Annotated in this window: 33 protein-coding genes, 1 pseudogene and 1 riboswitch; of the genes and pseudogenes, 17 read left to right on the forward strand and 17 right to left on the reverse strand. The window is 69.2% G+C overall.

The features are described 5' to 3' along the window. Positions 1 to 19: 19 nt before the first annotated feature. Positions 20 to 445 carry a DUF350 domain-containing protein gene (locus tag G5B46_RS07830; RefSeq protein WP_101718505.1) on the forward strand — a complete coding sequence of 142 codons (426 nt, stop codon included), beginning with the start codon at positions 20 to 22 and terminating at the stop codon, positions 443 to 445. 29 nt (positions 446 to 474) lie between these two features. Further along, a complete protein-coding gene (locus G5B46_RS07835; RefSeq protein WP_165257462.1) occupies positions 475 to 1317 on the forward strand; it encodes a serine protease in 843 nt (280 codons plus the stop codon). Between the two features lie 6 nt (positions 1318 to 1323). On the opposite strand, the gene G5B46_RS07840 is transcribed toward G5B46_RS07835, so the two are convergent. The 3 genes from G5B46_RS07840 to hemF all read right to left on the reverse strand — a co-directional run bounded on the left by G5B46_RS07840 (position 1324) and on the right by hemF (position 3277). Beyond that, complete coding sequence (locus G5B46_RS07840) at positions 1324 to 1725, reverse strand: hypothetical protein (RefSeq protein ID WP_165257464.1); 402 nt, start codon at positions 1723 to 1725, stop codon at positions 1324 to 1326. A gap of 3 nt (positions 1726 to 1728) precedes the next feature. Next, complete coding sequence (locus tag G5B46_RS07845) at positions 1729 to 2139, reverse strand: hypothetical protein (protein WP_165257466.1); 411 nt, start codon at positions 2137 to 2139, stop codon at positions 1729 to 1731. A gap of 253 nt (positions 2140 to 2392) precedes the next feature. After that, positions 2393 to 3277, reverse strand: a complete 885-nt coding sequence (hemF, locus tag G5B46_RS07850; RefSeq protein WP_165257468.1) for an oxygen-dependent coproporphyrinogen oxidase — start codon at positions 3275 to 3277, stop codon at positions 2393 to 2395. Positions 3278 to 3509: 232 nt separating this feature from the next. Between hemF and G5B46_RS07855 the strand changes: the two genes are divergently transcribed. Then, a complete protein-coding gene (locus G5B46_RS07855; protein WP_165257470.1) occupies positions 3510 to 3851 on the forward strand; it encodes an endonuclease domain-containing protein in 342 nt (113 codons plus the stop codon). 140 nt (positions 3852 to 3991) lie between these two features. Here G5B46_RS07855 and G5B46_RS07860 read toward each other — a convergent pair whose 3' ends face one another. Then, entirely contained in the window at positions 3992 to 4933 is a 942-nt protein-coding gene (locus tag G5B46_RS07860) for an electron transfer flavoprotein subunit alpha/FixB family protein (protein WP_165257472.1), read from the reverse strand. After that, the gene (locus G5B46_RS07865) at positions 4933 to 5679 is read right to left on the reverse strand and encodes an electron transfer flavoprotein subunit beta/FixA family protein (RefSeq protein ID WP_165257474.1); all 747 of its coding nucleotides are present in this window, start codon (positions 5677 to 5679) and stop codon (positions 4933 to 4935) included. The genes G5B46_RS07860 and G5B46_RS07865 overlap by 1 nt, the downstream gene beginning before the upstream one ends. A gap of 245 nt (positions 5680 to 5924) precedes the next feature. Here G5B46_RS07865 and G5B46_RS07870 point away from each other — a divergent pair, with 245 nt between their 5' ends. After that, the gene (locus tag G5B46_RS07870; RefSeq protein ID WP_165257476.1) at positions 5925 to 6191 is read left to right on the forward strand and encodes a hypothetical protein; all 267 of its coding nucleotides are present in this window, start codon (positions 5925 to 5927) and stop codon (positions 6189 to 6191) included. Between the two features lie 5 nt (positions 6192 to 6196). Here the strand turns inward: G5B46_RS07870 and G5B46_RS07875 are convergent, their stop codons facing one another. Beyond that, positions 6197 to 6349 carry a hypothetical protein gene (locus G5B46_RS07875; protein WP_165257478.1) on the reverse strand — a complete coding sequence of 51 codons (153 nt, stop codon included), beginning with the start codon at positions 6347 to 6349 and terminating at the stop codon, positions 6197 to 6199. Between the two features lie 136 nt (positions 6350 to 6485). Between G5B46_RS07875 and G5B46_RS07880 the strand changes: the two genes are divergently transcribed. Beyond that, positions 6486 to 6755, forward strand: coding sequence for a hypothetical protein (locus G5B46_RS07880; RefSeq protein WP_165257480.1), 270 nt, complete (start codon positions 6486 to 6488; stop codon positions 6753 to 6755). A 173-nt stretch (positions 6756 to 6928) separates the two neighbouring features. Here the strand turns inward: G5B46_RS07880 and G5B46_RS07885 are convergent, their stop codons facing one another. Both G5B46_RS07885 and G5B46_RS07890 read right to left on the reverse strand, forming a co-directional pair. Then, positions 6929 to 7138 carry a cold shock domain-containing protein gene (locus G5B46_RS07885; RefSeq protein ID WP_165257481.1) on the reverse strand — a complete coding sequence of 70 codons (210 nt, stop codon included), beginning with the start codon at positions 7136 to 7138 and terminating at the stop codon, positions 6929 to 6931. 75 nt (positions 7139 to 7213) lie between these two features. After that, positions 7214 to 8998: an SLC13 family permease gene (locus G5B46_RS07890; protein ID WP_165257482.1), complete on the reverse strand. Its 1785-nt coding sequence runs from the start codon at positions 8996 to 8998 to the stop codon at positions 7214 to 7216. A 121-nt stretch (positions 8999 to 9119) separates the two neighbouring features. Between G5B46_RS07890 and G5B46_RS07895 the strand changes: the two genes are divergently transcribed. Further along, entirely contained in the window at positions 9120 to 9479 is a 360-nt protein-coding gene (locus G5B46_RS07895) for a type II toxin-antitoxin system RelE/ParE family toxin (RefSeq protein ID WP_165257483.1), read from the forward strand. A 24-nt stretch (positions 9480 to 9503) separates the two neighbouring features. Continuing rightward, positions 9504 to 9812, forward strand: coding sequence for a helix-turn-helix domain-containing protein (locus G5B46_RS07900; RefSeq protein ID WP_165257484.1), 309 nt, complete (start codon positions 9504 to 9506; stop codon positions 9810 to 9812). 14 nt (positions 9813 to 9826) lie between these two features. Here the strand turns inward: G5B46_RS07900 and G5B46_RS07905 are convergent, their stop codons facing one another. From G5B46_RS07905 to G5B46_RS07925, 5 genes are all read right to left on the reverse strand, one after another. After that, on the reverse strand, positions 9827 to 10402 hold the full coding sequence (locus G5B46_RS07905; protein ID WP_165257485.1) for a hypothetical protein: 576 nt from the start codon (positions 10400 to 10402) through the stop codon (positions 9827 to 9829). Next, complete coding sequence (locus G5B46_RS07910) at positions 10399 to 11652, reverse strand: CCA tRNA nucleotidyltransferase (RefSeq protein WP_165257486.1); 1254 nt, start codon at positions 11650 to 11652, stop codon at positions 10399 to 10401. Before G5B46_RS07910 ends, G5B46_RS07905 begins: the two co-directional genes overlap by 4 nt. A 278-nt stretch (positions 11653 to 11930) precedes the next feature. Next, complete coding sequence (locus G5B46_RS07915) at positions 11931 to 12587, reverse strand: CoA pyrophosphatase (protein WP_165257487.1); 657 nt, start codon at positions 12585 to 12587, stop codon at positions 11931 to 11933. Further along, the gene (locus G5B46_RS07920) at positions 12584 to 13144 is read right to left on the reverse strand and encodes a DUF1285 domain-containing protein (RefSeq protein ID WP_165257488.1); all 561 of its coding nucleotides are present in this window, start codon (positions 13142 to 13144) and stop codon (positions 12584 to 12586) included. The genes G5B46_RS07915 and G5B46_RS07920 overlap by 4 nt, the downstream gene beginning before the upstream one ends. Positions 13145 to 13189: 45 nt before the next feature. Next, positions 13190 to 13711 carry an N-acetyltransferase gene (locus tag G5B46_RS07925; protein ID WP_165257490.1) on the reverse strand — a complete coding sequence of 174 codons (522 nt, stop codon included), beginning with the start codon at positions 13709 to 13711 and terminating at the stop codon, positions 13190 to 13192. Between the two features lie 264 nt (positions 13712 to 13975). On the opposite strand from G5B46_RS07925, the gene G5B46_RS07930 reads away from it, so the two are divergent. Next, positions 13976 to 15238, forward strand: a complete 1263-nt coding sequence (locus G5B46_RS07930) for an MFS transporter (protein ID WP_165257492.1) — start codon at positions 13976 to 13978, stop codon at positions 15236 to 15238. Between the two features lie 119 nt (positions 15239 to 15357). Here the strand turns inward: G5B46_RS07930 and G5B46_RS07935 are convergent, their stop codons facing one another. Next, a complete protein-coding gene (locus G5B46_RS07935) occupies positions 15358 to 15837 on the reverse strand; it encodes a GNAT family N-acetyltransferase (protein WP_165257493.1) in 480 nt (159 codons plus the stop codon). 73 nt (positions 15838 to 15910) lie between these two features. Between G5B46_RS07935 and G5B46_RS24350 the strand changes: the two genes are divergently transcribed. Beyond that, a complete protein-coding gene (locus tag G5B46_RS24350) occupies positions 15911 to 16165 on the forward strand; it encodes a TfoX/Sxy family protein (RefSeq protein ID WP_240903407.1) in 255 nt (84 codons plus the stop codon). A 144-nt stretch (positions 16166 to 16309) separates the two neighbouring features. Here the strand turns inward: G5B46_RS24350 and G5B46_RS07945 are convergent, their stop codons facing one another. Next, on the reverse strand, positions 16310 to 17167 hold the full coding sequence (locus G5B46_RS07945; protein WP_165257495.1) for an NAD(P)-dependent oxidoreductase: 858 nt from the start codon (positions 17165 to 17167) through the stop codon (positions 16310 to 16312). 141 nt (positions 17168 to 17308) lie between these two features. On the opposite strand from G5B46_RS07945, the gene G5B46_RS07950 reads away from it, so the two are divergent. Beyond that, a complete protein-coding gene (locus G5B46_RS07950; RefSeq protein ID WP_165257497.1) occupies positions 17309 to 18376 on the forward strand; it encodes a DUF2855 family protein in 1068 nt (355 codons plus the stop codon). A 196-nt stretch (positions 18377 to 18572) separates the two neighbouring features. Here the strand turns inward: G5B46_RS07950 and G5B46_RS07955 are convergent, their stop codons facing one another. Continuing rightward, positions 18573 to 19235, reverse strand: a complete 663-nt coding sequence (locus tag G5B46_RS07955; RefSeq protein WP_165257499.1) for a DUF6602 domain-containing protein — start codon at positions 19233 to 19235, stop codon at positions 18573 to 18575. A 458-nt stretch (positions 19236 to 19693) separates the two neighbouring features. Beyond that, on the reverse strand, positions 19694 to 20287 hold the full coding sequence (locus tag G5B46_RS07960) for a dihydrofolate reductase family protein (protein ID WP_165257501.1): 594 nt from the start codon (positions 20285 to 20287) through the stop codon (positions 19694 to 19696). Between the two features lie 202 nt (positions 20288 to 20489). On the opposite strand from G5B46_RS07960, the gene G5B46_RS07965 reads away from it, so the two are divergent. From G5B46_RS07965 to gcvPB, 7 genes and pseudogenes are all read left to right on the forward strand, one after another. After that, positions 20490 to 21572, forward strand: coding sequence for a site-specific DNA-methyltransferase (locus G5B46_RS07965; RefSeq protein WP_165257503.1), 1083 nt, complete (start codon positions 20490 to 20492; stop codon positions 21570 to 21572). Positions 21573 to 21582: 10 nt separating this feature from the next. Continuing rightward, a complete protein-coding gene (locus G5B46_RS07970) occupies positions 21583 to 21975 on the forward strand; it encodes a hypothetical protein (protein ID WP_165257505.1) in 393 nt (130 codons plus the stop codon). 34 nt (positions 21976 to 22009) lie between these two features. Continuing rightward, positions 22010 to 22114 (forward strand): annotated as a pseudogene (locus G5B46_RS24355) (hypothetical protein); the annotation flags it as partial. 105 nt (positions 22115 to 22219) lie between these two features. Continuing rightward, positions 22220 to 22311, forward strand: a riboswitch (glycine riboswitch). Positions 22312 to 22469: 158 nt separating this feature from the next. Next, entirely contained in the window at positions 22470 to 23582 is a 1113-nt protein-coding gene (gene gcvT / locus G5B46_RS07975) for a glycine cleavage system aminomethyltransferase GcvT (protein ID WP_165257506.1), read from the forward strand. Positions 23583 to 23596: 14 nt separating this feature from the next. Beyond that, positions 23597 to 23962: a glycine cleavage system protein GcvH gene (gcvH, locus tag G5B46_RS07980; protein ID WP_116491047.1), complete on the forward strand. Its 366-nt coding sequence runs from the start codon at positions 23597 to 23599 to the stop codon at positions 23960 to 23962. Positions 23963 to 24078: 116 nt separating this feature from the next. Further along, positions 24079 to 25422 (forward strand): aminomethyl-transferring glycine dehydrogenase subunit GcvPA, encoded by a 1344-nt coding sequence (gene gcvPA / locus G5B46_RS07985; RefSeq protein WP_165257508.1) that lies wholly within the window; start codon positions 24079 to 24081, stop codon positions 25420 to 25422. Then, complete coding sequence (gcvPB, locus tag G5B46_RS07990; RefSeq protein ID WP_165257510.1) at positions 25419 to 26990, forward strand: aminomethyl-transferring glycine dehydrogenase subunit GcvPB; 1572 nt, start codon at positions 25419 to 25421, stop codon at positions 26988 to 26990. The genes gcvPA and gcvPB overlap by 4 nt, the downstream gene beginning before the upstream one ends. Positions 26991 to 26992 lie beyond the last annotated feature (2 nt).

Genomic DNA, 26992 nt, shown 5'->3' on the forward strand with positions numbered 1-26992 from the left:
CCAAGGGGGTCGCGTAAACATGCCTCAGATCCAGTCGCCCGAGATCCAGGCCTTCGCCAACGGCCTGCTGACGACCCTGACCCATGTGGGCGTGACCATGGCGATGCTGATCGCCGGGGCGGCGATCTACATCCTTCTGACCCCGCATCGCGAGATCAAGCTGATCCGCGAGGGCAACGCGGCGGCGGCGCTGTCGCTGGGCGGGGTGATGACGGGCCTGGCCATTCCGCTGGCCGCCTCGCTGGCGGCCTCGACCTCGGTGATCGAGATCCTGCTGTGGGGCGTGGCCACCCTGGCCCTGCAGCTCTTGGTCTTCCGGCTGACCGACATGATGCTCAAGGGCCTGCCCGAGCGGATCAACGAGGGCGAGGTCTCGGCCGCCGCCCTGCTGGTGGGCGCGAAGCTGGCCACCGCCATCATCATCGCCGCCGGCGTGGCGGGCTGAGGCGAAAGGAACGAACCGGAGCGGGGCGCGTGCATTTCCCCAAGCTTCCAGACTGGCTGGTCTACGGCGCCGTTGTGTGCGCCCTCCTGGTGGTCGCCGTCGGCCGCCAGGAGCGCGCCGACGCGCCTCCGCCGCCGCCGCCGGTGCCCGGCGAGGAAGGCGTGCCCCTTGGCCCGGCCTCGCCCTTCGACCCGTCGATCGTGGTGCAGGTGCCCGACAAGCAGGAGCCGGCCTCGGGCACGGCCTTCTCGGTGGGGCAGAACGGCGTCTGGCTGACCGCCCGCCACGTGGTCGACGGCTGCAAGCAGGCCGCCATCCTGGTCGCCGACGGACGCGGCGTGGCCGCCCGGGTGACCATCGACCCGCGCTTCGACGCGGCCATCCTGACCACCGAGGGCGGCGCGCCGGCCATGCCGGTCAACCTTGCCGACCCGCGCAAGGGCATGCGGGCCTTCCACCCCGGCTTCCCGCAGGGCCACGCCGGCGAGGTGGCCTCGCGCCTGATCGGCCGCGAGAACCTGGTGATCCACGGGCGCGGCGCCCGCACCGAGCCGGTGCTGGTCTGGGCCGAGGTCGGCCGCACCGACAACTTGAAGGGCACGCTCGCGGGCCTTTCGGGCGCTCCGGCCCTGGACAGCGCCGGCCGCGTGATCGGCGTGACCGTGGCGGAATCGCCGCGTCGCGGCCGCATCTACACCACCGCGCCCGAGAGCATGCGCACCCTGATCGCCCGCACGCCCCGCCGCGGCGGCGACGCCAGCGTGCCCGAGTTCGCCCCCGGCGAGGCCATCACCACCGACAACTACGGCCGCATCGCCGACGGCCTGCGCCGCGACCTGCGCGTCGCGCAGGTGGTGTGCCTGGCGGTCTAGGACGCCTCAGGCGGCCTTGCAGCGCATCGTGGTGATCGTGTGCCCGCCGTCGCGCGGGGGCTTGCGCACGACGTACCAGGCGCCGTCGACGCCGCGCTGGAACCGCGCCGAGCAGGTCAGCCGGTCGGAAACCATCCTGTCGCGCAGCGCCGCCGGCCCGCCGTCGCGGAGCAGCGTGAACCGGCATTGGCGGTGCTCGCGGCCGGCCTTTCGGCACACGAAGTCGCCGATGTGCATCTGGCGCTGATCGTGTTCGGCCACCCAGTACCAGTCGACCGCCGCGACATTGCCGTGTCCGATCAGCGCGTTGGAGCCAAGGTCGCTCCAGACGCCCGCATAGAACGCCTCTCCGCCCTCCGGCGGCGCCGCGAAGGCCCCGGACAAGGCGAGGACGAGCAGGGCGTTCATGGGTCAGGCAGGGTCGCAGCGCAGCGTCGTGCCCGTATGGGATCCGCGCGGCAGGCGCATCGTGCGCTCGATGATCCAGACATAGCCGGAAGCAGGGTGGGCCGCGCGCCGGAACCGCGCCGAGCAGCTCAGCCGCTCGGGAACCACCCTGCCGCGCAGCTCGACCGGCCCGCCGTCGCGGATCAGCGCGAACTGGCACGTGCGACGTCCGAGCGGCTCGTCGCACTTGAAGTCGGCGACGTGCAGCCGACTACGGTCGCCGCCGGCCGCCCGGTACCACCTGACCGCCAGGGCGCCGCTGTTGAGACGGTCGTGGTGGCTGATCTCGCCGAAGATGGTCTCCTGGAACACCTCGACCCCCTCGCGCGGCGGGACGAGGGCTGCGGACAGGGCGAGGGCGAGCAGGAGAGCCATGCGGTCAAGCTAAGGCTGAAAGGCCCGGCGGCGCAACCTTGGGATAACGGCGTTCGCGAAGGAGGGCTGCCAATGCAGCTTCGCCCCTCTCCCCCTGCGGGAGAGGGTGGCCCGCGCAGCGGGTCGGGTGAGGGGTCGCGCAAGCGAAAACGCCGCGACAGCGGTCAGGCTGTCGCGGCGCATGATGTCTGAGAGACCCCTCATCCGTCGGCTTTCGCCGACACCTTCTCCCGCAAGGGGGAGAAGGATCAGATCAAGGCCACTTCACCTCTGGGGGCATGGAGCTGAGGATCGACTCGGTGTTGCCGCCGGTCTTGAGGCCGAACATCGTGCCGCGGTCGTAGAGCAGGTTGAACTCGACGTAGCGGCCGCGCTGGACAAGCTGCTGCTCGCGCTCGTCCGGCGTCCAGGCCTCGTTCATGCGGCGACGCACCAGGGTCGGATAGATCTCCAGGAAGGCCCGGCCGACATCCTGGGTGAATTCGAAGTCCTTGGACCAACTGCCGCTGTCGTGGTGGTCGTAGAAGATACCGCCGATGCCGCGCGGCTCGTTGCGGTGGGGCAGGAAGAAGTACTCGTCGCACCAGGCCTTGTACTTGGCGTACCAGTCCGGATCGTGCTTGTCGCAGGCGCGCTGGTAGGCGGCGTGGAAGTCGATCGCGTCGGGAAAATCCTGCTGGCGCTGGTAGCCCAGCAGCGGGGTCAGGTCGCCGCCGCCGCCGAACCAGCCCTTGGTGGTGGCGATGAAGCGGGTGTTCATGTGCACGGCCGGCACGCGCGGATTGGTCATGTGCGCGATCAGGCTGATGCCGGTGGCGAAGAAGCGCGGATCCTCGGCCGCGCCCGGCATGGTCTTGGCCATCTCCGGCGGGAAGGTCCCGAACACGGTGGAGACGTGCACGCCGACCTTCTCGAACAGGCGGCCGCGCATCATGCCCATCACCCCGCCGCCGCCGGCCGGGCGATCCCACGGCTTCAGCTCGAAGCGGCCGGGCTGGTCGCCATACAGCTCTGCGGGCGCCTCGTCCTCAAGGGTCTCGAAGGCGGCGCAGATCTGGTCGCGCAGGCTCTCGAACCAGGCCCGGGCGCGGGCCTTCTGGGCGTCGAGATCGGAAAGGGTGTCGGCTTGTTGCGTCATGGGATCGGCTTAAGCCCAAGCCCGATAACAGGCAAATCCGGGCCGCCGCATAAGGGGTTTTGCGGAAGATATAGATCAAAAACGGGAGCGAGTTCCTCCAACGAAACCCTCTCTCTTAGAGAGAGGGAGGGGCCCGCCGCGCAGCGGTGGGAGGGTGAGCGGTTTCGCCCTCACAGAAAAATCCCAATTCCTTTGATTGAAAAAGCAGGAGCACAGCGCCCAGGCTTTGCTGATGGACAGGACCGCCTACGCCCGCCGCCTTCGCCAGAAACAGACTCTGGCGGAGAAGACGCTTTGGGCCCTTGTCCGCAACCGCCGCCTCTCAGGCTTCAAGTTCATGCGACAGATCGCGATCGACCGCTATTTTGCTGACTTCATCTGCGAGGCGGGCAAGCTGATCGTGGAGCTCGACGGTGCTGCTCACGAGGGCCGCGAAGACTATGACGAGCGTCGCACCGTTACGTTGGAGCAGCTTGGATACGTGGTCTTGAGGTTCAACAACGAGCGCGTCCTGGCCGATCCCGGTGGGACGGCTGACGAGATCCTGTCCGCGCTCCGATCGGCCAGACCGTAACCACTCACCCTCCCACCGCCTGCGGCGGCGGGCCCCTCCCTCTCTCTTAGAGAGAGGGAGTCCCAATGGCGCCTGGCGGCTGAAAAGCAAAAGGCCCGGGATCGCTCCCGGGCCTTCCGTTCCCGCCGAAGCGAGACGCCTTACTTGCCGGCGGCGGTGAGCGCGCTCATCAGGTCCGGCACGGCCGACTTGTAGTCGGCGACCAGGCCGTAGTCGGCGACCTGGAAGATCGGCGCGTCGGCGTCCTTGTTGATCGCGACGATCACCTTGGAGTCCTTCATGCCGGCCAGGTGCTGAATGGCGCCCGAGATGCCCACGGCGATGTAGAGCTGCGGGGCGACGACCTTGCCGGTCTGGCCGACCTGGTAGTCGTTCGGGGCGTAGCCGGCGTCGACCGCCGCGCGCGAGGCGCCGACGGCGGCGCCCAGCTTGTCGGCCAGGGGCTCGATGACCGCCTGGAACTCTTCGGCCGAGCCCATGGCGCGGCCGCCCGAGACGACGATCTTGGCCGCGGCCAGTTCCGGACGGTCCGACTTGACCATCTCTTCGCTGACGAAGCGGGTCTTGGCCGCGTCGGCGCCCGAGACGCTCTCGACGGCGGCCGAACCGCCTTCACCCGCCGCCGCGAAGGCGGTCGGACGCACGGTGATCACCTTCTTGGCGTCGGACGACTGGACGGTCTCCAGCGCGTTGCCGGCGTAGATCGGACGCACGAAGGTGTCAGCCGAGACCACCTCGATGACGTCGCTGATCGGGGCGACGTCGAGCTTGGCGGCGATGCGCGGGGCGAAGTTCTTGCCGCCGGCGGTGGCCGGGACCAGGATCGCGTCGTAATTGCCCGCGAGCGCCAGGACGGCGTCGGCCTGGGCTTCGGCGATGCCGTGACCCAGGGCGTCGCTCTCGGCCAGCAGCACCTTGCGGACGCCCGCGATCTTGGCGGCGGCGTCGGCCACGGCCTGCGCGCCCTTGCCCAGGACCAGCACGTCGACGTCGCCCGACAGCTTCAGGGCGGCGGTGACGGTCTTGTTGGTGCCGTCGCGCAGGTGCGCGTTGTCGTTGTCGGCGATGACGAGAACGGCCATTACAGCACCCCCGCGGTCGTGAGCTTGGAGACGAGGTCGGCGGCGGACTCGACCTTGATGCCGGCCGAGCGCTTCGGCGGCTCGGTGACCTTGACGACGGTCAGGCGCGGAGCGACGTCGACGCCGTAGTCGGCGACGGTCTTCTGCGCGATTTCCTTCTTCTTGGCCTTCATGATGTTGGGAAGGCTGGCGTAGCGCGGCTCGTTGAGGCGCAGGTCGGCGGTGATCACGGCCGGCAGGTCGACGTCGAGGGTCTGCAGACCGCCGTCGACTTCACGGGTGACCTTGGCGGTCGAACCGGCGATCTCCACCGCCGAGGCGAAGGTCGCCTGCGGCCAGTCGAGCAGGGCCGACAGCATCTGGCCCACGGCGTTGTTGTCGCCGTCGATGGCCTGCTTGCCCATCAGGACGAGGCCGGGCTGTTCCTCGGCCACCACGGCCTTGAGCAGCTTGGCCACGGCCAGCGGCTCGAGGTCGGCGTCGCTGGTGATCAGGATGCCGCGGTCGCCGCCCATGGCCAGCGCCGTGCGGATGGTTTCCTGGGCTTGAGCCGGGCCGATCGAGACGATGACGACTTCGGTCGCCGCGCCCTTTTCCTTGAGGCGCACGGCCTCTTCGACCGCGATCTCGCAGAACGGGTTCATCGACATCTTGACGTTCGCCAGGTCGACGCCCGTCTGGTCGGCTTTCACCCGAGCCTTCACGTTGTAATCGATAACCCGTTTGACCGGGACCAGAACCTTCATCGGTCTACGCCGCCTCCTGGCTGCTTCTCTTTCGAGGTTTCCCCTGCTTGGACAATCGACTTAGCGCGTCCTCCCAGGTTTGCAAGTTTCCCCTGACGTAAGCGTAATGCGCTTTTTCAAGGATCATTCAAACAAATGTACGACACCTTTCGCGAGCCGTCTGCGCCACCGCGCGCTCCCCTCGCGAAATGGGGCCCGTGAAATGGGGCTAGCCACATAGCGCGGCCGGTGCTTAAGACGCCGCCATGAACCGCAACATCAACCGCCTGAAGATCATCTTCATCGGAATCTTCCTCGCCAGCATCGTCGGCGTGTTCGGCTACCACTATCTGTGGGTCTGGCCGAAGGCGAAGTGCGAGGCGCGCGGCGGCGCCTGGGCCGGCAAGTGGCTCAAGTGCGCCACGGTCTATCCGATCGAGACCCTGACCGGCCGCCCCGCGGGCCTGCCGGCGATCAACACCGACACCTCCAAGATGGACGGCCCGTCGGTCCGGAACCCGGAAAAGAAGTAAGGCGCCTATTGCGGCGAGGGCTCGTCCTCGCTGTCGCCAGACTCGGCCCGCTTGGCGGCCTTGGCCGCAGCCTTGTCGGCGGCTTTCTCGGCGGCCTTGGCCGCCTTCTGGCGCTCGCGCTCCTGGCGCTCGAAATTGTAGTTCGGCTTGCGGGCCATGCGGCTCCCCTTCGTCGACAGACCGCCCTGCGCTGAAAGCGCCGGCGGACGCCCTTGTGTTCCTAACCTTCGCCGTGTTCGGACGGAAAGGTCCAGACACCAGGGAGCGAACAGCCAAGCTGGGCGTTCCCTTCCCATGCGTAAAAGTTCAGCCATTCCGCGTACGGGCCAAGGCGCCCTGACCATCGCCCGCCACAGCCAGGAGATCGCCTTCTCGCTGCTGGTCTCAAACGGGGTCGCGGGCCGCCGCTCCGGCAAGGGCAGCCTGACCGGCGAGCCCGAAGCCATGCGCCAGGCCTTCCGCGCCGGCGACGCCCGCCTCACCCTGGACGACGGCACCGAGCACCTGATCGCCATCGTCGCCCACACCGAAGGCGACGGCACGGCCTATTTCGAGTTGCGGTAGATCCCCCATCGTCATCCCGGAAAGCGCGCAGCGCTTGTCCGGGACCCAGTGGGACCGGGCTCAGCGTATGAGTTCGCCGCCCAGCGACGGCCGGCGCATTGCGGCGGCCCCTGGGTCCCGGCTCTACGGCTCGCTGCGCGAGCCTTCGGCCGGGATGACGAGGTGAGGCGAACTCAAGCCCGCAGCTTGCCCGCCACCATCTGGCCGCTGAACGGGTCGCGTTCCAGCTCGTAGGCGATGGCCTGGCCGTCTTCCAGCGGCGGCAGGCCGGCCCGCTCGACCGCGGCGGCGCTGACGCGGATCTCGGATCCGTCGTCGCCGTCGGGCGCGATGGCGCCAAAGCCCTTGGCGGTGTCGAACCACAGCACAGTGCCCGTCGCCATGACGCTCCCCGTCAGCCCTCGCGGTAGCCGGACTATGACGACAGCTTTCGCGGCGCGGCAAGCCTTCCCCAACCGTCAACGGCCGGCCAGCGGCCAGACCAGCGCGATCAGGGCCGGGGCCGTCAGCAGGATGAGCAGGGACAGCGGCGCGCCCAGCCGGGCGTAGTCGCCGAACCGGTAGCCGCCGGGCCCCAGAACCAGGGTGTTGCACTGGTGGCCGACGGGCGTGAGGAAGTCGCAGCCGGCCCCCACCGCGACCGCCATCAGGAACGGATCGGGGCTGAGGCCCAGGCGCTCGGCGAGCCCCAGCCCGATCGGCGCGACGATCAGTACGGTGGCGGCGTTGTTGAGGAAGGGCGTGGCCAGCATCGCCACGGCCATCATCGCCGTCAGGGTCAGCAGGGGCGGCATGCCGTCGAAGGCGCCCGACAGCCAGGCGGCGATCAGGTCGGTCCCGCCGCTCTTCTGGATGGTGTCGCTGACCGGGATCATCGCCGCCACCAGCACCAGCACCGGCCCCTCCAGCGAGGCGTAGGCCTCGCGCATGCGCAGGGCGCCGGTGGCCACCACCAGCACGGCGGCGGCGAAGAAGCCGGCCGCCACCGGCAGCACGCCCAGCGCCACCAGCACCATGGCCCCGGCCAGGATGGCGGCGGGCAGGATCGCGTGGCGCACCCCGCCCAGCCGCACCTCGCGCTCGGCCAGCGGCAGGCAGCCCAGGGCCTGCAGCGCGCCGGGCAACTGCTGCTCGCTTCCCTGCAGCACCAGGATGTCGCCGGCCTTCATGCGGATGGTCGCCAGGCGCCCGGCCATGCGGTAGCCGGCCCGGCTGACGCCCAGCAGGTTGACCCCGTAGGTCTCGTTCAGGGCCAGGCCCTTGGCGGTCTTGCCGATCAGGTCGCTCTCGGCGCCGATCACCGCCTCGACCACGCGCACCTCGTCGGTCGGCTCGTCCATCACCACGGGGCGAGCGGCGTCGGACAGTCGCAGCCGGGCCTTGAGGATCAGCTCGTTCAGCGCCTGCTGCTGGCCCTCCAGCAGCAGCACGTCGCCCGGCTGGATCTTGCGGTTGACGTGGGGCGAAGCGATCCGCTCGCGGCCGCGCAGGATGGCCACCACCGCCACGGCGTCTTCGGCGGCGCGCTTCAGGTCGCCGACCCGGCCCTGCTCGAAGCTCCAGCCCTCGGGGATCTCGACCTCGGTGACATAGGCGTTGGCGGCCAGGGCCGCGTCGATGTCGACCGCCGCCGTCCGCCCGGCCGGCAGCAGTCGGTAGGCGAAGGCCAGGTAGGTGATGGCCATCACCGTCAGCGCCCCGCCGACGGGCATGAAGTCGAACATGGCGAAGGGCTTGCCCAGCGCCTCCTGCCGCACTTCGGAGACGATGATGTTGGGCGAGGTGCCGACCAGCACGGCCAGACCTCCGACCAGCGAGCCGAACGACATCGGCATCAGGATCCGCGAGGGCGGCACGCCGGTGTTCCTGGCCATGCGCAGGGCCGAGGGCATCATCAGGGCCAGGGCCCCGACGTTCTTGGTGGCCATCGACAGCACCGCGGTGATCGCCGCCATCACCGGCGCCTGGCTGCGGGCGGTCTTCAGCCGCGGCAGCAGCGGGGCCATCAGGGTGTCGACGATGCCCGAGCGCGACACCGCCGCGCTGAGCACCAGGGCGCTGGCGATGATGATGACGATGTCGTTGGAGAAGCCCTCGAAGGCGCTCTTCACCGGGATCAGGCCCGAGACCACGCCGACGGCCAGGGCGCCGACGGCGATCAGGTCGTAGCGCCAGCGGCCCCAGACGAAGCAAAGCACCGTGGCGCCCACCAGCGCGAAGGACAGTCCCTGCTGCAACGTCAATCCGGCGCCCTCCCCCAAAGCTTGGCCCTTGAGGGAGAGGTAACGGGCGGAGGGGCGATCCGTTCAGTCGGGGCGGCGCGCGACAATTGACAGACTACGGCATTGCCGTATCTTTCTTTCCATGGGCGATCGCCGCCATACCGTCGTGGAGACGCCAGGCTTCATCGCTCAAGCCAAGCGCGAAGGCATGTCTGATGACGAGCGCGTCGATCTGGTGAGCTTCCTGGCGGAAAATCCGACCTCGGGCGACCTGATCGTTGGTTCCGGCGGATGCCGAAAACTCCGCTTCGCCCGCGCCGGCGGCGGCCGCAGCGGCGGCTACCGGGCGGTGACGTTCTTCGAGGGGGAAGACGGGCGCGTGTTTCTGCTGGCGATGCTGGCCAAAGGCTCACGCACCAACTTCAGCGCCACGGAGGTCAAGGCGATGGCCGACGCGACCGCCATGATCAAGGCGGCCATGCGCGCGGCCAGGAAACGCTAGTCGCGTTGGATGAGGAGCATACGGATGGCTGAGAACTTCAACCGCATCATGGAAGGCCTCGGCGACGTCCTTGAGATCGTCGAGGGTCGCGCCGCGCCCGAAAGCTATCGGGTCCATATTCCGGAGAAGGTCGACGTGAAAGCGATCCGCGACCGCCTGAAACTCACCCAGGCCGGCTTCGCCGAGCGCTTCGGCTTCTCGATCGGGGCGGTGCGCGACTGGGAACAGGACCGCCGGACGCCCGAGAAGTCGGCCCGCGCCCTGCTGACCATCATCGATCGCGAGCCGGCGGCCGTCGAACGGGCGCTCGGGCCGATCACGGCCGATACCTGACCCCTTCGCCGCCCCTAACCCGGCTCCTGCTCGGTCCAGCACGGCTTGAGCCCGGGGGCGGCGGCGTTCCACCAGCGCGCCAGGGGCGAGGCGTCGTCGCCGGTGGCGCCGAGGCCCATGGTCCAGCCGCCGCCTTCGCTGACCGCCCGATAGCTCCAGAGCATGTAGAGGCCCGGGTCGGTCGAAGGCGCCTTGAGGTCGTCGACGCCCAGGCCGGGCACGTCGGGACGCAGGGTCAGGGTCTCCATGCCCTTCAGCAGCGCGACCACGGCCGGACAGGTGCGGGAGTCGGCCCAGGCCAGGCCGCCGGCGCCCGACAGGTTTCCCCACGCCCGGCGCACCACCCAGCGATGGCCGCCCGCGCCGTCGCGCAGGGCGTAGAAGCTGCTGGACGACCAGGCGCGGCCCAGCGATCCGAGCTCGTCGAGCGCGGCGAAGGGCGAGACGTCGTGGTGGCGGACCTGGCGGCTGACGGCCCGAGCGGCCTCGCCCTTCGCCACGTAATCGGGCTTAGGGGCGGGCTTGGGGTCGGCCAGCGCGGCCGAGGCAGCCAGGGCGACCAGGATCGCGCCGGGCAGGGCCCGCCTCAAACCGCCATGCCCTGGACCACGGCCTTGAGGCGCTCGATCACCGACAGCTTGTCCTCGATGAAGTCCTGGTCGATCCACCAGATCTCGACCTCGCGCATCACCTCGCCGACCAGCGGGCCCTTGGGCACGCCGGCGCGCATCACCTCGGCGCCGGTCAGCGGGAAGGTCGGCGGGTCCCAGTTCTCGGCCAGGGCCAGCAGGGCGCGCCACTGCGAGGTGGTGGCCGGGCGGGTCGAGCCGGCCCAGGCCAGCTTCACCCGGTCGGTGAAGGTGCGCAGGCTGAGCGCGTAGACGGCGCGGCGGGCCTCGCGCGGGCTCATCCACGAAACGATGCGCGGCGAGGTTCCCACCGCCTCGATCAGCCGCTCCTTGAGGGCGTTGGACAGGCGCAGGCGCTCGGCCAGTTCGCGGGCCAGCACGCCGTCGTCGGGGATCAGGGCGGCCAGACGCAGCTCGACGTCGTTCTCGAACAGCTGCTCGGTCTCGATGGCGACCAGGCCGTCGAGGCGGGCCAGCGATTTGACGAACGGCAGGATGGCGGAAAGCACGCCGGTGGCCGCCATCAGCCGCAGGGCCGGACGCGGATCCTCGGCCGCCAGCAGCTTGAGGATCTCCTTCTGGGTGCGCTCGGCCGCGCGGCCCGAGACCAGACCTTTAAGCGCCTTGCAGGCGGCCAGGGCCTTCTGGTCGGGCTCGCCCTTGCCGTACCAGGCCTGGAAGCGGAAGAAGCGCAGGATCCGCAGATAGTCCTCGCGGATGCGGGTCATCGGCTCGCCGACGAACACCACCTTGCCGTCGCGCGCGTCCTGCACCCCGTGGCCGGTGGGATCGTAGAGCCGGCCCTCGCCGTCGACATAGAGGGCGTTGAAGCGGAAGTCGCGGCGCTGGGCGTCCTCTTCCCAGGCATGGGTGAAGGCCACCACCGCCCGGCGGCCGTCGGTCGAGACGTCGCGGCGCAGGGTGGTGATCTCGAACGGGATCTTGCCGGAGACGGCCGTGACCGTGCCGTGGTCGACGCCGGTGGGGATGGCCTTCAGCCCCGCCTCGCCCAGGGCCTCGATCACCTGGTCGGGCGTCAGGATGGTGGCGATGTCGATGTCGTCGACCGGCTTGTTCATCAGCGTGTTGCGCACGCAGCCGCCGACGAAGCGGGCGCAGCCCGGACGGCCCTTGGCCTCAAGCGCGGCGATTACCGCCCTGGTCTCGGGCCATGCCATCCACGGCGGCTGGCCGATGGTCTGGGTTTCCACGCGACATCCCCCTTACGCAACGGCAGGCCGCCTCCCGTTGGCGCGGGCGGGACGTCCTGCTTTCAAACGACTATTTCAGGGAATGGACCGCCGCGCCAAGAGCCGAAACGCGCTCGTCCCCAACTGTCGGCGATACCTGTCATCCCGGCCGGAGGAACGCGTAAGCGGTCCGTAGAGCCGGGATCTCCCACGTTGGCAGGTTCTGAACCGTGGGAGATCCCGGCGCTCCGCTTCGCTGCGGCCGGGATGACAATGAGAGGAGAGGGGCGCGCTGCCCCCTACGCCTCGACCGCCACGCTCTCGGGGTGCAGGCGTTCGTACAGCGCCCGCAGCATGCCCGCCGTCGCGCCCCAGATGAACCGCTCGTTCCACGGCATGGCGTAGAAGAACCGCCGGCCGGTGGGCGTGTCGCGGTGCTGGCGCTGGTGGTTGGCGGGATCCATGAGAAAGTCGAACGGCGTCTCGAAGACGTCGGCCACCTCGTCGGGATTGGCGACCAGCTGGCAGTCGGGATCGACGAAGCCGACCACCGGCGTGACGTGGAAGCCGGTCACGGTGGCGTAGCCCTGGATCAGCCCGGCCACCTCGACGAAGCGGGGATCAAGGCCGACCTCCTCGTTGGCCTCGCGCAGGGCCGTGCCCCACGGGGTCTCGCCCGGATCGCAGCGCCCGCCGGGAAAGGCGATCTGGCCGGTGTGGCTGCGCAGGGTGTCGGACCGGCGGGTCAGGATGACGTTCAGGCTCTCGGGCCGCTGCACCAGGCCGATCAGCACGGCGGCCGGGCGCAGGGCGTGGGGATTGTCGATCCTCAGGCCCGGATTGAGGTCGAAGTCCGAGCGCCAGTCGTTCTTCAGGTAGGGATCATAGGCCTCGATCGGGTCGAGCCGGCTCTTGATGAAGGCCCGCCGGGCCGCCGCGTCGGTCTGGGGGATCATGCGGGACCGACCGGGAACCAGGCGCCGTTCGAAGCGACGCAGAAGCGCGGGCCGCCTTGCGTAGCGCGCTCGACCGCCATCTCGACCAGTTCGTAGAACACCGGGCGGGCGATCAGCGCCTCCAGCCCCCGGCGCACGTGCAGATAGGGGCGCGGCTCGCCGGTCGCCGGGTCTTCCTCCACGCGGATGGCGTGATCGGGGCCGGCCTCGACCTCGTCGCCGACATTGGTGACGAAGCGCAGGGCCTCGCCGTCGCGGTCGACGCGCACGGCGATGAACGGCGCGTCCTCGACCGTGATCTTCATCTTCTCGACCGGCGTGACCAGGTGGAAGCCGTCGGGATCGCGGCGCAGGATGGTCGAGAACAGGCGCACCAGGGCCTCGCGGCCGATGGGCGTTCCCTCGTGGAACCACACGCCGTCCCTGGCGATGCGGATGTCGATGTCGCCGCAGTGGGGCGGGTTCCACAGGTGCACCGGCGGCAGGCCGCGCTCACCGGCGGCTTTCGCGGCCTGGGCGACGCCGTCGAGTCCGGTGCTGACTGTGTCGGAGGGCATGGCCCTCAGTTAGGTCATGCGCGCGCCGGGCTCAAGCGATGCGGTTCAGGGAACCGCCACGCGCCCTTCGAAGCCCTCGTCGCCGCCGGGGACCAGGGCCTTAAGCAGCACCCGGCGCTGGTCGGCGGGACCGGGCATCACGACCTTGGCGGCGGGCGCGGCGGAAAAGCCGATGCGGCTGAAATAGGGGGCGTCGCCGACCAGCAGCACGGCGCTCCAGCCGGCCTTGGCGGCGGCGGCGCAGGCGGCCTCGACCAGCGACTGGCCCAGGCCCGCGCTGCGCTGTTCGGAATCGACGGCCAGCGGCCCCAGGAACGCGGCGGGCTTGCCGCCGATGGTCACCGGCCACAGGCGCACGCTGCCGATCACCTGGCCGCCGCGCAGGGCGACGAACGAGCAGGCGTCGAGCTTGCGATTGGTCTCGCGCAGCCGTTCCGACGACTTGGCGAAGCGGCCGGGACCGAAGGCGCGGTCGACCAGCGCCTCGACGGCGGCGGCGTGATGCGGCGCCTCGACCTCGATCGAGGGGGCGTCTTGCGGAACAACAGCGGCGGAGGAAACGGTCATGAACGACGAAGATCCGGATACGAGCAGGGGCTTTATCCCCGGCGCGTGACGCGGCCGCGACGGCCGCCGTTTTCCGGGGGGCGTTAGGCGCGGAAGCAGGTCCGCGCGGCGCAGGTTCGTCGTTGGCGTCGCATCGGCGGCGCTCTCCCCGTGGCAGAGGCGCGCGGCATACGGCCCAACGCCCCCCGCGTCAACGAAATCGACGACCTTATGAGACAAACGCGATTGCGACGCTTCGTCTCAAGGAGCAGGGTCCGCGCCGAAATGTCAGACCCTGCCGCCCTCCCCGCCGATCCCGACACCTCGACCCGCGCCCTGCTGCGCGAGCGCGACTACCTGCTGTTCTGGGGGGCGCGGTTCGTCGGCACCCTGGGCGTCCAGATCCAGGCCGTGGCGCTGGGCTGGCAGGTCTACGCCATCGCCCGCCAGACCATGTCGGTCGGCGAGTCGGCCTTCATGGTCAGCATGATCGGCCTGGCGCAGTTCGTGCCGCTGTTCCTGCTGACCCTGATCGCCGGCGAGACCGCCGACCGCCGCAGCCGCAAGCACATCGCCATGATCACCCTGGGCGTAGACACCGTCAGCGTTCTGGTGCTGCTGTTCCTGGCCGTGCGCGGCATCCACGCCCTGTGGCCGATCTTCACCATGGCGGTGTTCTTCGGGGCCAGCCGGGCCTTCATGTCGCCGGCCGTCAGCGCCATGGGGCCGATGCTGGTGCCGCGCCCGCTGCTGCCGCGCGCCATCGCCTGGAACTCGCTGGCCTGGCAGAGCGCCTCGATCGCCGGCCCGGCGCTGGGCGGCCTCTTGCTGGTCCACTCGGCGGGCCTGGCCTTCGGCGGGGCGGCGGCGCTTTACCTCGTCGGCCAGGTCCTGCTGGCGGCGATCAGGAAGTCGACCACGCCCGTGGCCCAACCCGGCTCGCGCCTGGAACTGATCAAGGAGGGGCTGGCCTATGTGTGGAACAACAAGATCGTCTTCGGCTCGATCTCGCTGGACCTGTTCGCGGTGATCCTGGGCGGGGCCACGGCCCTGCTGCCCGTCTTCGCCCGCGACGTGCTGCACATCGGCCCCGGCGGTTTTGGCCTGCTGCGCGCCTCGCCGGCCATCGGCGCGACGGTCGTGGCGATCTACCTGGCCAGCAACCCGATCCGCCGCCACGCCGGCCGCATCATGTTCGCGGGCGTGGCGGTGTTCGGCGCGGCCACGGTCGTCTTCGGCCTGTCGAACCTCGTCTGGCTGTCGGTGGCGGCCCTGGCGGTGCTGGGCGGGGCCGACATGCTGTCGGTCTATGTGCGCCAGACCCTGGTGCAGCTGGTCACCCCCGACGCCATGCGCGGCCGGGTCTCGGCCGTCTCGGGCGTGTTCATCAGCGCGTCGAACGAGCTGGGCGAGGTCGAGAGCGGCGCGGTGGCCTGGCTGCTCGGCCCCGTCGGCGCGGCGGTGTTCGGGGGCCTGGGGGCCATCGGCGTCACCGGCCTGTGGGCCTGGCTGTTCCCGGCGCTGCGCAAGGCCGACCGACTGGAATAGGGGCGGTGCGTCCTTCGAGGCTCGCCTTTTCGGCTCGCACCTCAGGATGAGGAGCTCATCGCGCTGAATTCCTCATCCTGAGGCGCCCGCGCAGCGGGCCTCGAAGGACGCAAGGCCTCTCAACCAGCCGCCAGCTTCGCCAGCGCATCCCCGGTCATCCGCCGCACGGTCCACTCGTCCATCGCCGCCGCGCCCAGGCCGTCATAGAAGGCGATCGACGGCGCGTTCCAGTCGAGCACGGCCCATTCCAGCCGGCCCAGGTTCTCGGCGACGCAGCGGCGCGCCAGGTTGGCCAGCAGCGCCTTGCCCGCCCCCAGGCCGCGTGCGGCCGGCCGCACGAACAGGTCTTCCAGATAGATCCCGTGCCGGCCCACGAAGGTCGAGTAGTTATAGAACCACAGGGCCAGGCCCACCGGCTCGCCGTCGATCAGGGCGATGTCGCAGAACGCCTTGGGCCCGTCGCAAAACAGCGCCGCCTCGATGTGGGTTTGCGTGGCCTCCACCTCGTGCAGCAGCTTCTCGTACTCCGCCAGGTCGCGGATGAACGACAGGATGAGAGCCGCATCTTCGGGCGTGGCGGGACGGACGGTGACGGACATGGCGGTTTCGGAAGACTTCCTGGAGTTCGTGCTCGAGCAACTGGCCCCTCTGGGAGCGCTGAAGCCCAAGCGGATGTTCGGCGGGGTCGGGATCTACGCCAATGGCCTGTTCTTCGCGATCCTCGACGACGACACCCTCTACCTGAAAGGCGACGCCCAGCTCAAACCCCAGTTCGAGGCGGCCGGCGCCCACGCCTTCGACCCCTTCGGCGAAGGCAAGCCCATGGCCTACTGGAGCGCCCCGGCCGAAGCCATGGACGACCCCGACCTCCTGGTCGAATGGGCCCACAAGGCGCTGGCCGTGGCGGGACGGAAGAAGGCCAAGTGAAACCTCTCCCAAAGGGAGAGGGAGGGGCCCGCGCCGCAGGCGTGGGAGGGTGAGGGGTTACCCCCTCCATCGTCCTGTCCCCTCACCTTCCCACCGCTTCGCGGCGGGCCCCTTCCTCTCCCCATGGGAGAGGTGAATCGAGGACTACCCGATCACCACCCCGGGCGGCGGGACGCTGTCTTCGGGCACGAAGAAGTCGGGCATCAGGCTGGCGGTGGGATCGACGCGGTACTGGTCGAAGTCGCGCACGCCCTCGCCGTAGAGGAAGGTGTCGTCGATCAGGAACTGGCCGGTCAGCTCGCGCGAGGGCTTTTCGAAGATCGCGTGGGCGGCGTCGGCCATGATCTGCGGCGTACGGCAGTGCTTGAGCCCCTCCTCGCCGGTCAGGGCGAACTGGATGGCGGCGGTGGCGATGCCGGTGCGCGGCCACAGGGCGTTGAAGGCGATCCCGTCGGCCTCGAACTCCTTGGCCATGCCCAGCACGCACATCGACATGCCGAACTTGGCCATCGTGTAGGCCACGTGGCCGCCGAACCAGCGCGGCGACATGTCCAGCGGCGGCGACAGCATCAGCACGTGCGGATTGGCCGACTTCCTCAGGTGCGGGATGCAGGCCTTGGAGGTCAGGAACGTGCCGCGGGTGTTGACCTGGTGCATCAGGTCGTAGCGCTTCATGTCGGTCGACAGCGTGCCGGTCAGCGAGATGGCCGAGGCGTTGTTGACCAGAATGTCGATGCCGCCGAACCGCTCGACGGCCTGGTCGACGGCCGATTGCACGCTGGCCTCGTCGCGCACGTCGACCACCAGCGGCAGAGCCGTCCCGCCGGCCGCGGCGATCTCGTCGGCGGCGGTGTAGATGGTGCCCGGCAGCTTGGGGTGGGGATCGGCGGTCTTGGCGGCGACCACGATATTGGCCCCGTCGCGCGCGGCCCGCAGCGCGATGGCCAGGCCGATGCCGCGGCTGGCCCCGGTGATGAACAGCGTCTTGCCCGCGAGGCTCATGGCGCATCCTCCGTCATTGTCGGCGTTATGATTGGCGGCGACCATGCGCCGGTGACGCGGCGGGCGGCAAGCATTCAAACAATCGTTTGACTTGTAATGCGCCCGCGCGCCTACTCCCCGCGATCCAAGGGAGGGCTCGCCATGGCCTGGGACTTTCTGGTCGCCAAGTCCGACCTGCGCAACACCGAGTTGCGCGAGGTCGAGCCGGCGCCGTTGCAGGACGGCCAGGTGCGACTGGCGATCGAGAGCTTCGCCCTGACCGCCAACAACGTCACCTACGCCGTGTTCGGCGAGGCCATGCGCTACTGGGACTTCTTCCCCGCGCCGGAGGGCTTCGGCCGCGTGCCGGTCTGGGGCCACGCCCGGGTGGAGGCCTCGGCCCATCCCGACATCGCCGTCGGCCAGCGGTTCTACGGCTACTGGCCGATGTCAACGCACCTGACGGTGCAGGCCAAGCTGGGGCGAGGCGGCTTCGCCGACGCCTCGCCGCATCGCGCCCACCTGGCGGCGGTCTACAACCAGTACCAGGCCGTGGGGGCCGGCGAAGGGGACGAGGGACGGCTGGAGGCGCACAAGGCGCTGCTGCAGCCGCTGTTCATCACCTCGTTCCTGATCGAGGACTTCCTGGACGAAAGCGCCTTGTTCGGCGCCCGGTCAGTGATCCTGTCCAGCGCCTCGGCCAAGACGGCGATCGGTCTGGCCCACCTGCTCAAGCATCGCGGCGGCGCCAAGGTCGTGGGCCTGACCTCGCCGCGCAACGTCGCCTTCGCCGAGGGCCTGGGGGTCTACGACCAGGTCGTGACCTATGCCGACCTGCCCGCGGTCCCGATCGAGCGGCCGGCGGTGTTCGTCGACTTCGCCGGCGACGCGGCGGTGCTGCGCAGCGTGCATGAGACCTTCGGCCAGGACCTGGCCTTCTCGCTGCTGGTCGGCGGCACGCACTGGGAGACCGAACGCGGCGGCGCAAGCCTGCCCGGCCCCAAGCCCGTGTTCTTCTTCGCGCCCGACCGCATCGCCAAGCGCCGCCAGGACTGGGCGCCGGGCGAGTTCGAAAGCCGCTACGGCGCGGCCTGGGCCCCGTTCGTCGCCGACGCGCCGCGCTGGCTGACGGTGGAGCGCGCCCAGGGACAGGCCGCGATGCAGGCGGCCTTCCTGGCCCAGGTCGACGGCGGAACCGCGCCGAACATCGGGGTGGTTCTGGCGCCGTGAGGCAGCAGCGCGAATGACCGCTTGGGGTGGTTCGCCGCCATGAATCCTCCCCCTCTGGGGGAGGTGGCCCGAAGGGCCGGAGGGGACCGACGCGGCGGTAAGACCCCCTCAGTCGCTCCGCGACAGCTCCCCCAGAGGGGGAGAATCCGGCGTCCGCTGAGGGTGGGAAGCGGACCTTACGCGATTGATCGATTTGTCACCTTGCATAGGCAAGAGGATTGGTCGACGCGCTCTGTAGGGAGTTCGTAATCGCATGAAGATCACAGATCAGACCCCACAGCGCCCACGGTCCGGTAGCGGTTAATCCACGCTTTGAGACATACAATCCACTATCGATGACTAGTGCGCCATCGAGGTTCGGAGCGTTTATCAGGTGAGTTTGAAGAGGTGCGATATTTTTCCAACCGGTGTAGCCAACGGCGAAAACTGGGATGCGCGAAGTTGGTGCCGGGCCGAAGGACATTGTTGAACCGAAAGTCCTCTGAAGAGGGGCAAGAGCGTTGGCCGTTTTGACGGCATCGCCCCACTGACTGGACAGGTTGGACTTAACTTCCACGACCGCTGCCGCGCTCTCGGCAAGATAGAGGCGGGTTTGTCCCGCGCCGACCGTCGGCAGCGATGGCGCGAACGGGTATTCTACGACTACATCTAGTTGGCCGCTTCGCTTCCCACTTGCATCGGTCGCGTCTCCGGTGCCGAAACGATAAATCGGAGGCAATACCTTCGCTAGAAACTCGTCGATGAAGGCTGCTCGCTCCTGACCTATTGTAGCCGAAGAAAGGCCGATACCACTCTGGTGGACGCCAGATAGAATGGTCTGAAGGCCAATGAGGCGTTGCAGGACATGTTGGTTGGGCATGATTTTCCGCGAGCGCTAAACGGGACTTACCCATTGCGTGGTGAGCTAGCCGCATAGTCAAGCTAGGCCCCGTCTGCTCTTAGGGTCCAAGAAGGGTCGAGAGCGGGAATTGGCGCTGGCGCCGAGGATGGAGGTGGAGCCCAGCCGCCAGGGGCGGAGGTTGGAACGTCAGCCAGGCGGCTTGCGGACCTACATTCGATTAGCGATCTGGGCGTCAATCTCGGCAACCCGTGCTTCGAGCTGCGCCAAATAGGGGGCGCCATGTTGCGCCATTTTTTGGGACGAATAGCCTCGGATAGCGACCCTATACTTCCCGACCTCGTCGACGAGTTGAGCCCTCAGCCGCTGAAGCTGATCTATGGTCAGGATCGCTCGACGCTCGTAGGCAGTGGCGCTGTGCATATCGTCATTGTCGCCATCGACCGACGTTCCGCAATGGGTCGCAAGCTAACGCCCCCTCACGCCTCGGCCCCGTCCGACGCCGCCGCCCGTCCCCGTCCCCGTCCCCGTCCGCGCGCGGCCTTGAGCGGCAGAAGCTCGTAGTCCAGCCGCACCACGCCCATGGCCAGCGAGGCCGCGCCGCGCAGGACCAGACCCCTGGGCGCGCCGCCGCGTTCGGGAAACAGCGGCCGCCCCTCGCCCAGCAGCACCGGGGCGATCAGCAGCGACAGGCGGTCCAGCGCGCCTTCCTCGGCGAAGGCGGCCAGGAGCCCCGCGCCGCCCACCACCCAGGCGTCGCCGTCGTCGAGGTCGCGCAGGCGGGCGACCAGGGCCGGCAGGCCCTCGCGCCAGAACCTCACTCCGCGCTGCACCGGATCGCCCCGCCGCGAGGTGACGACGAAGCCGCGCTTGCCGGCATAGGGCCAGCCCATGCCGAGGCTGGGGATCTGATCATAGGTCGACCGGCCCATGACCACCGTGCCCACCAGGTCGATGAAGGCGCCGTAGCCGGGATCCACCTTCCGGAACGGCGCCAGCCATTCGACGCCGCCGGCGGCGTCGGCGACGCGGCCGTCGAGGCTGGACGCGATGAACCCGCGGATCAGCGCCATGCCCCCTCACGTCCCCCAAACTCGTCGAAGCGGCCGGACGCTTCGCGCCCCGGTCGAGTCCACGATAGAGAACATTTACAGAACATCAAGCACTGTTAACCGTTTTTCGAATCGCGATTAACCAGTGGCTAACCATGACCGTTCATTCCCGGGTAACCACGGGACTCCATGATTCCGTTGGGTGTTTTGCAAGGAAGCGGACATGGCGTTCGGGCCGGAAACCATCATTCAGGGCGATTGCATCGAGGCGATGAACGCCCTGCCCGAGAAGTCGGTCGACCTGATCTTCGCCGACCCGCCCTACAACCTTCAACTCGGCGGCGACCTGCTGCGCCCGGACAATTCCAAGGTCGACGCGGTCGACGACCACTGGGACCAGTTCGAGAGCTTCGCCGCCTACGACAAGTTCACCCGCGAGTGGCTGAAGGCCGCCCGCCGCGTGCTCAAGGACGACGGCGCGATCTGGGTGATCGGCAGCTATCACAACATCTTCCGCGTCGGCGTGGCGGTGCAGGACCTGGGCTTCTGGATCCTCAACGACGTCATCTGGCGCAAGACCAACCCGATGCCCAACTTCAAGGGCACCCGCTTCGCCAACGCCCACGAGACCCTGATCTGGGCCTCCAAGAGCCAGAACGCCAAGCGCTACACCTTCAACTACGACGCCCTGAAGATGGCCAATGACGAGGTGCAGATGCGCTCGGACTGGACCATCCCGCTGTGCACCGGCGAGGAGCGCATCAAGGGCGCCGATGGGGCGAAGGCCCACCCGACCCAGAAGCCCGAAGCCCTGCTCTACCGGGTGATCCTGTCGACCACCAAGCCGGGCGACGTGATCCTGGATCCGTTCTTCGGCGTGGGCACCACGGGCGCGGCCGCCAAGCGCCTGGGCCGTAAGTTCATCGGCATCGAGCGCGAGGCCGAATATGTCGAGCACGCCAAGACCCGCATCGCCCAGGTGACGCCGATCGCGCCGCAGGACCTGGAGATGACCGGCTCCAAGCGCGCCGAGCCGCGCGTGCCGTTCGGCGTGATCGTCGAGAACGGCCTGCTGCATCCGGGCGACACGCTGTACTGCGCCAAGGGCGCCCACGCGGCCAAGGTGCGCCCCGACGGCTCGATCGCGGTCGGCGACCTGACCGGCTCGATCCACAAGATCGGCGCCATGGTGCAGTCGGCCCCGGCCTGCAACGGCTGGACCTACTGGCACTTCAAGACCGACGCGGGCCTGGCCCCCATCGACGTGCTGCGCGCCCAGGTGCGCGCGGCCATGCCCCACGCCTGATCGCCTTCAAGTGAAGGAAGGCCCCATCGGCGTTCGCCGCTACTGGACGATCGGCTGCCTGGCCATCGTGCTGACCATGCTGTGCACCTCGGCCCTGCCCGACAAGGCCGGCTTTCCGCTGAACCTGGTCGGCCCGCTGGTGCAGATCGTCGGCTGCGCGGTGCTGGTGATCATCGGCCGCCGTCGGCTGGGCGACAAAGCCAACCTCGCCTTCATCGGCCCCGTGGCCGGGGCCGCCCTCGTCTGGGGCGTCTATCTGTGGACGGCGAGCGCGGGCATGGGCCCGACGCCCGGACCGGCCGCCTGGCTGGGCGTCACCCTGCTGGGCGTGGCCATGGGCGCCACGCTGCAGTTCCTGATGCTGGGCTTCGTCGGCCAGGGCGGCGCGGTGAAGAAGGGCTGAGGGCCAGCCTTCTCCCGCGCACTCTAAACCTCGTCATCCCGGCCGCAGCGAAGCGGAGAGCCGGGACCCAGGGGCCGGCGCAATGCGGTCGCCCCTGGGTCCCGGGTCTGCGGCGCATTCGCGCCTCCGCCCGGGATGACGATCGAGGGTTGGTCTCGCGCCTCGAATCCGGGCGTCGCCGGATCCCCGCCCGCCAAGACCTCGGCCGCGCTTGACTCGCTCCCCGCCCTCGCTCATTGACCGCCTGACCCTCGCGGGAGACGTCGGGATTCGTGTCCCGAGGCCGAAGGCGCAACCGCCCCGGAAACGCTCAGGCAAAAGGACCGCGCGGGTTTAGGAACGCTGGAAAGAAGCCTCCCGAAAGGGCGGCTCGCCGAAGGAGCAAGGCTTCTCTTCAGGAGAGGCCGGAATCTCTCAGGCCAAAGGGACAGCGGGGGCGCGACCAACCGGCGAGAGCCGGAACCGTCGCCGACCCCGTTTCGGAGCCCCGCCGCGTGTCCACCGACGATCTCAAGAAGACCCCGCTGTTCGACGCCCACGTGGCGGCCGGCGCCCGCATGGTTCCGTTCGCGGGCTATGCCATGCCCGTGCAGTACAAGGACGGCGTGCTGAAAGAGCACCTGTGGACCCGCGAGCACGCGGGCCTGTTCGACGTCTCGCACATGGGCCAGGCCCGCCTGCGCGGCGAGAACCCCGCCAAGAGCTTCGAAAAGGTGGTCTCGGCCGACTACCAGGGCCTGAAGGCCGGCAAGCAGCGCTACGGCGTGCTGCTGAACGCGCAGGGCGGGATCATCGACGACTTGATGACCGCCCGTCCCGACGACGATGGTTTGTTCGTCGTCGTGAACGGCGCCTGCAAGGACAACGACTACAAGATCATCGCCGAGACCCTGGCCGGCGAAGCCACGGTGGAGCGCCTGGAAGACCGCGCCCTGCTGGCGCTGCAAGGCCCGGAAGCCGCCGCCGTGCTGGCCGCCCACGTGCCGGAAGCCGCGACCATGGTGTTCATGGACGCCAAGGCCCTGACCGCCTTCGGCGTTCCCGCCATCATCTCGCGCTCGGGCTACACCGGCGAGGACGGCTACGAGATCTCGGTGCCGGCCTCGGACGCCGCCCGCATCTGGAACACCCTGCTGGAAGACGAGCGCGTCAAGCCGATCGGCCTGGGCGCCCGCGACAGCCTGCGCCTGGAAGCGGGCCTGCCGCTCTACGGCCACGACCTGGACGAGACGGTCTCGCCGATCGAGGCGGGCCTGAACTTCGCCGTCGGCAAGAGCCGCCGCGAGGCCGGCGACTATCTGGGCGCTGACCGCATCGCCAAGGAGCTGGCCGGCGAGCTGGCCCGCGTCCGCGTGAACCTGAAGGTGCTGGAAGGCGCCCCGGCCCGCGAAGGCGCCGACATCGCCGACGCTGACGGAAACGTCATCGGCAAGGTCACCAGCGGCGGCTTCGGCCCCAGCTTCGGCGGCGCCATCGCCATCGGTTTCGTGCCTCCGGCCTTCGCCGTGATCGGCGCGACGCTGAAAGTCATCGTCCGGGGCAAGCCGGCGGCCGCAGAGGTCGTCGCCTCCCCGTTCGTTCCCACCCGTTACGTCCGCAAACTCTGATCAAGGGCCGAGAGATGCGCTTTACCAAAGACCATGAATGGGTCGCCGTCGAAGGCGACATCGCCACCGTCGGCATCACCGCCTACGCCGCCGAGCAACTGGGCGACGTGGTGTTCGTCGAGGTGCCGGAAGTCGGCAAGACCGTGGCTCAGGGCGAAGGCCTGGCCGTCGTCGAGAGCGTCAAGGCCGCCTCGGACGTCTACGCCCCGGTGTCGGGCGAGGTCGTGGAAGCCAACGCCGAACTGGGCGATGCGCCGGAAACCGTCAACGCCGCGCCGGAAGCCGGCGGCTGGTTCGCCAAGCTGAAGCTGTCCAACCCGGCCGAGGTCGACGCCCTGATGGACCGCGACGCCTACGAGGCGTTCCTGGCGACGCTCTAAGCCGCTTTTCTCGTGTCATCCCGGACGGCGCGAAGCGTCGATCCGGGATCTCGCCCACCGGGCGCCGGAGATCCCGGCGCTTCGGTCGGGATGACAAATCCTAGGTGCTTCTCCCCATGCGCTACCTCCCCCTGACCCCCGAAGACCGCGCCGACATGCTCGGCGTGATCGGCGCGGGCTCGATCGACGACCTGTTCGTCGACGTGCCGGCCGTCGCCCGCCGCAGCGAGCCTGTGGACCTGCCCCATCACGCCGGCGAGCTTGAAGTCGAGCGCGAGATGCTGCGCCTGTCGCGCCGCAACCGCTCGGCCGCCGAGGGGCCGTTCTTCGTCGGGGCCGGGGCCTATCGCCACCACGTGCCGGCCACGGTGGACCACATCATCCAGCGGTCGGAATTCCTGACCAGCTACACGCCCTACCAGCCGGAAATCGCCCAGGGCACGCTGCAGGTGCTGTTCGAGTTCCAGAGCCAGGTCGCCGCCCTGACCGGCATGGATGTGGCCAACGCCTCGCTCTATGACGGTTCGACCGCCACGGCCGAGGCCGTGATGATGGCCCAGCGCGTCACCCGCAAGAACAAGGCCGTGCTGTCGGGCGGCGTCCACCCGCACTATGTCGGCGCGGTCGAGACCCTGGCCCACGCCGCCGGCGTGGCCACCCTCCGCCTGCCGGCCGCCATCGACGCCGAGGACGCGGTGATCGCCGCCATCGACGCCGACACCGCCTGCGTCGTGGTGCAGACCCCCAACGTGTTCGGCACGGCCACCGACGTTTCCAAGATAGCCGAGGCGGCCCACGCCGCCGGCGCCCTGCTGATCGTGGTCACCACCGAAGCCGTCTCGTACGGCCTGCTGAAGTCGCCGGGCGCCATGGGCGCCGACATCGCCGTGGCCGAGGGCCAGTCGATCGGCAACGGCCTGAACTTCGGCGGTCCTTACGTCGGCCTCTTCGCCTGCCGCGAAAAGTTCGTCCGCCAGGCCCCCGGCCGTCTTTGCGGTGAAACGGTCGACGCCGACGGCAAGCGCGGCTTCGTGCTGACGCTGTCGACCCGCGAGCAGCACATCCGCCGCGACAAGGCCACGTCCAACATCTGCACCAACAGCGGCCTGTGCGCCCTGGCCTTCTCGATCCACATGAGCCTCTTGGGCGAGCAGGGCCTGCGCCAGCTGGCCTCGCTGAACCACCAGAAGGCGTTGGCGACCGCCAAGGCCCTGGCGGCCATCCCGGGCGTCGAGATCCTGACGCCCCGGTTCTTCAACGAGTTCGCCGTGCGCCTGCCCAAGGACGCCGCCGAGGTCGTCGAGACCCTGGCCGCCCACGGCGTCATCGCCGGCGTGCCCTATTCGCGCCTGGAGCCGGGCTCTGGCCTGGACGACGTGCTGCTGGTCGCCACGACCGAGACCACGCTCGACACCGACATCACCTTCTTCGCCAAGCTGCTGGCCGGAGCCGTCCAATGAGCATGAACAATGTCGGACGTCCCACCCGTCCCGAAGCTTCCAACGATGACACGGGCTTCGCCTCGCTGTCGGGCGGCCGCGGCCTGCTGCAGGACGAGCCGCTGATCTTCGAACTGGGCGGCTGGAGCAAGACCGGCGTCGACCTGCCGGACGCGGTTCCCGCCGACGGCGCCCTGGCCGGCCTGACCCGCGACGAGCCGATCGGCCTGCCGGGCCTGTCGGAGCCGGAAGCCGTGCGCCACTACGTGCGCCTGAGCCAGAAGAACCACGCCATCGATCTGGCGCTCTATCCGCTGGGCTCGTGCACGATGAAGCACAACCCGCGCCTGAACGAGAAGATGGCGCGCCTGCCGGGCCTGTCGGACATCCACCCGCTGCAGCCGCAGTCGACGGTGCAGGGCGCGATCGAGCTGATGGACCGCCTGGCCCACTGGCTGAAGACCCTGACGGGCATGCCCGCCGTCGCCCTGTCGCCGAAGGCCGGCGCCCACGGCGAGCTGTGCGGCCTGCTGGCCATCCGCGCCGCCCACGAGGCGGCCGGGAACGGCCACCGCAAGACCGTGCTGGCCCCGACCAGCGCCCACGGCACCAACCCGGCCACGGCGGCCTTCTGCGGCTACACGGTCGTGGAAATCGCCCAGACCGACGACGGCCGCGTCGATCTCGCCGACCTGGAAGCCAAGCTCGGCGACCACGTGGCCGCGATCATGGTCACCAACCCCAACACCTGCGGCCTGTTCGAGCGTGACGTCGTCGAGATCGCCCGCCTGACCCACGCGGCGGGCGCGTACTTCTATTGCGACGGCGCCAACTTCAACGCCATCGTCGGCCGGGTGCGCCCGGGCGACCTGGGCGTCGACGCCATGCACATCAACCTGCACAAGACCTTCTCGACGCCCCACGGCGGCGGCGGTCCGGGCGCGGGTCCGGTGGTGCTGTCGGAAGCCCTCGCCCCGTTCGCCCCCACCCCGTGGGTGGTGCATGACGACAGCGGCTACAAGCTGGTCGAGGAAGCCGAAGGCGTCGCCGCCCAGGCCTTCGGCCGGATGAGCGCCTTCCACGGCCAGATGGGCATGTACGTGCGCGCCTACGCCTACATGCTCAGCCACGGCGCCGACGGCCTGAAGCAGGTGGCCGAGGACGCCGTGCTGAACGCCAACTACATCAAGGCCCGTCTGAGCGACCTGATGAGCCCGGCCTTCCCCGAAGGCCCGTGCATGCACGAGGCGCTGTTCGACGACGCCTGGCTGGAAGACACCGGCGTGACCACGCTCGACTTCGCCAAGGCGATGATCGACGAGGGCTTCCACCCGATGACCATGTACTTCCCGCTGGTGGTGCATGGCGCGATGCTGATCGAGCCGACCGAGACGGAGTCGAAGGCCGAGCTCGACCGCTTCGTCGACGCCCTGCGCCTGCTGGCCCAGGCCGCCAAGGCCGGCGAGACGGCCCGCTTCAAGAACGCCCCGCACCTGGCGCCGCTCAAGCGCCTGGACGAGACGCTGGCGGCCCGTAAGCCGAAGTTGAAGTGGAAACCTGTGGCCCCCGCGCCACTCGCCGCGGAATAGCT

This window comes from Caulobacter sp. 602-2, assembly GCF_011043625.1.
Classification (GTDB): domain Bacteria; phylum Pseudomonadota; class Alphaproteobacteria; order Caulobacterales; family Caulobacteraceae; genus Caulobacter.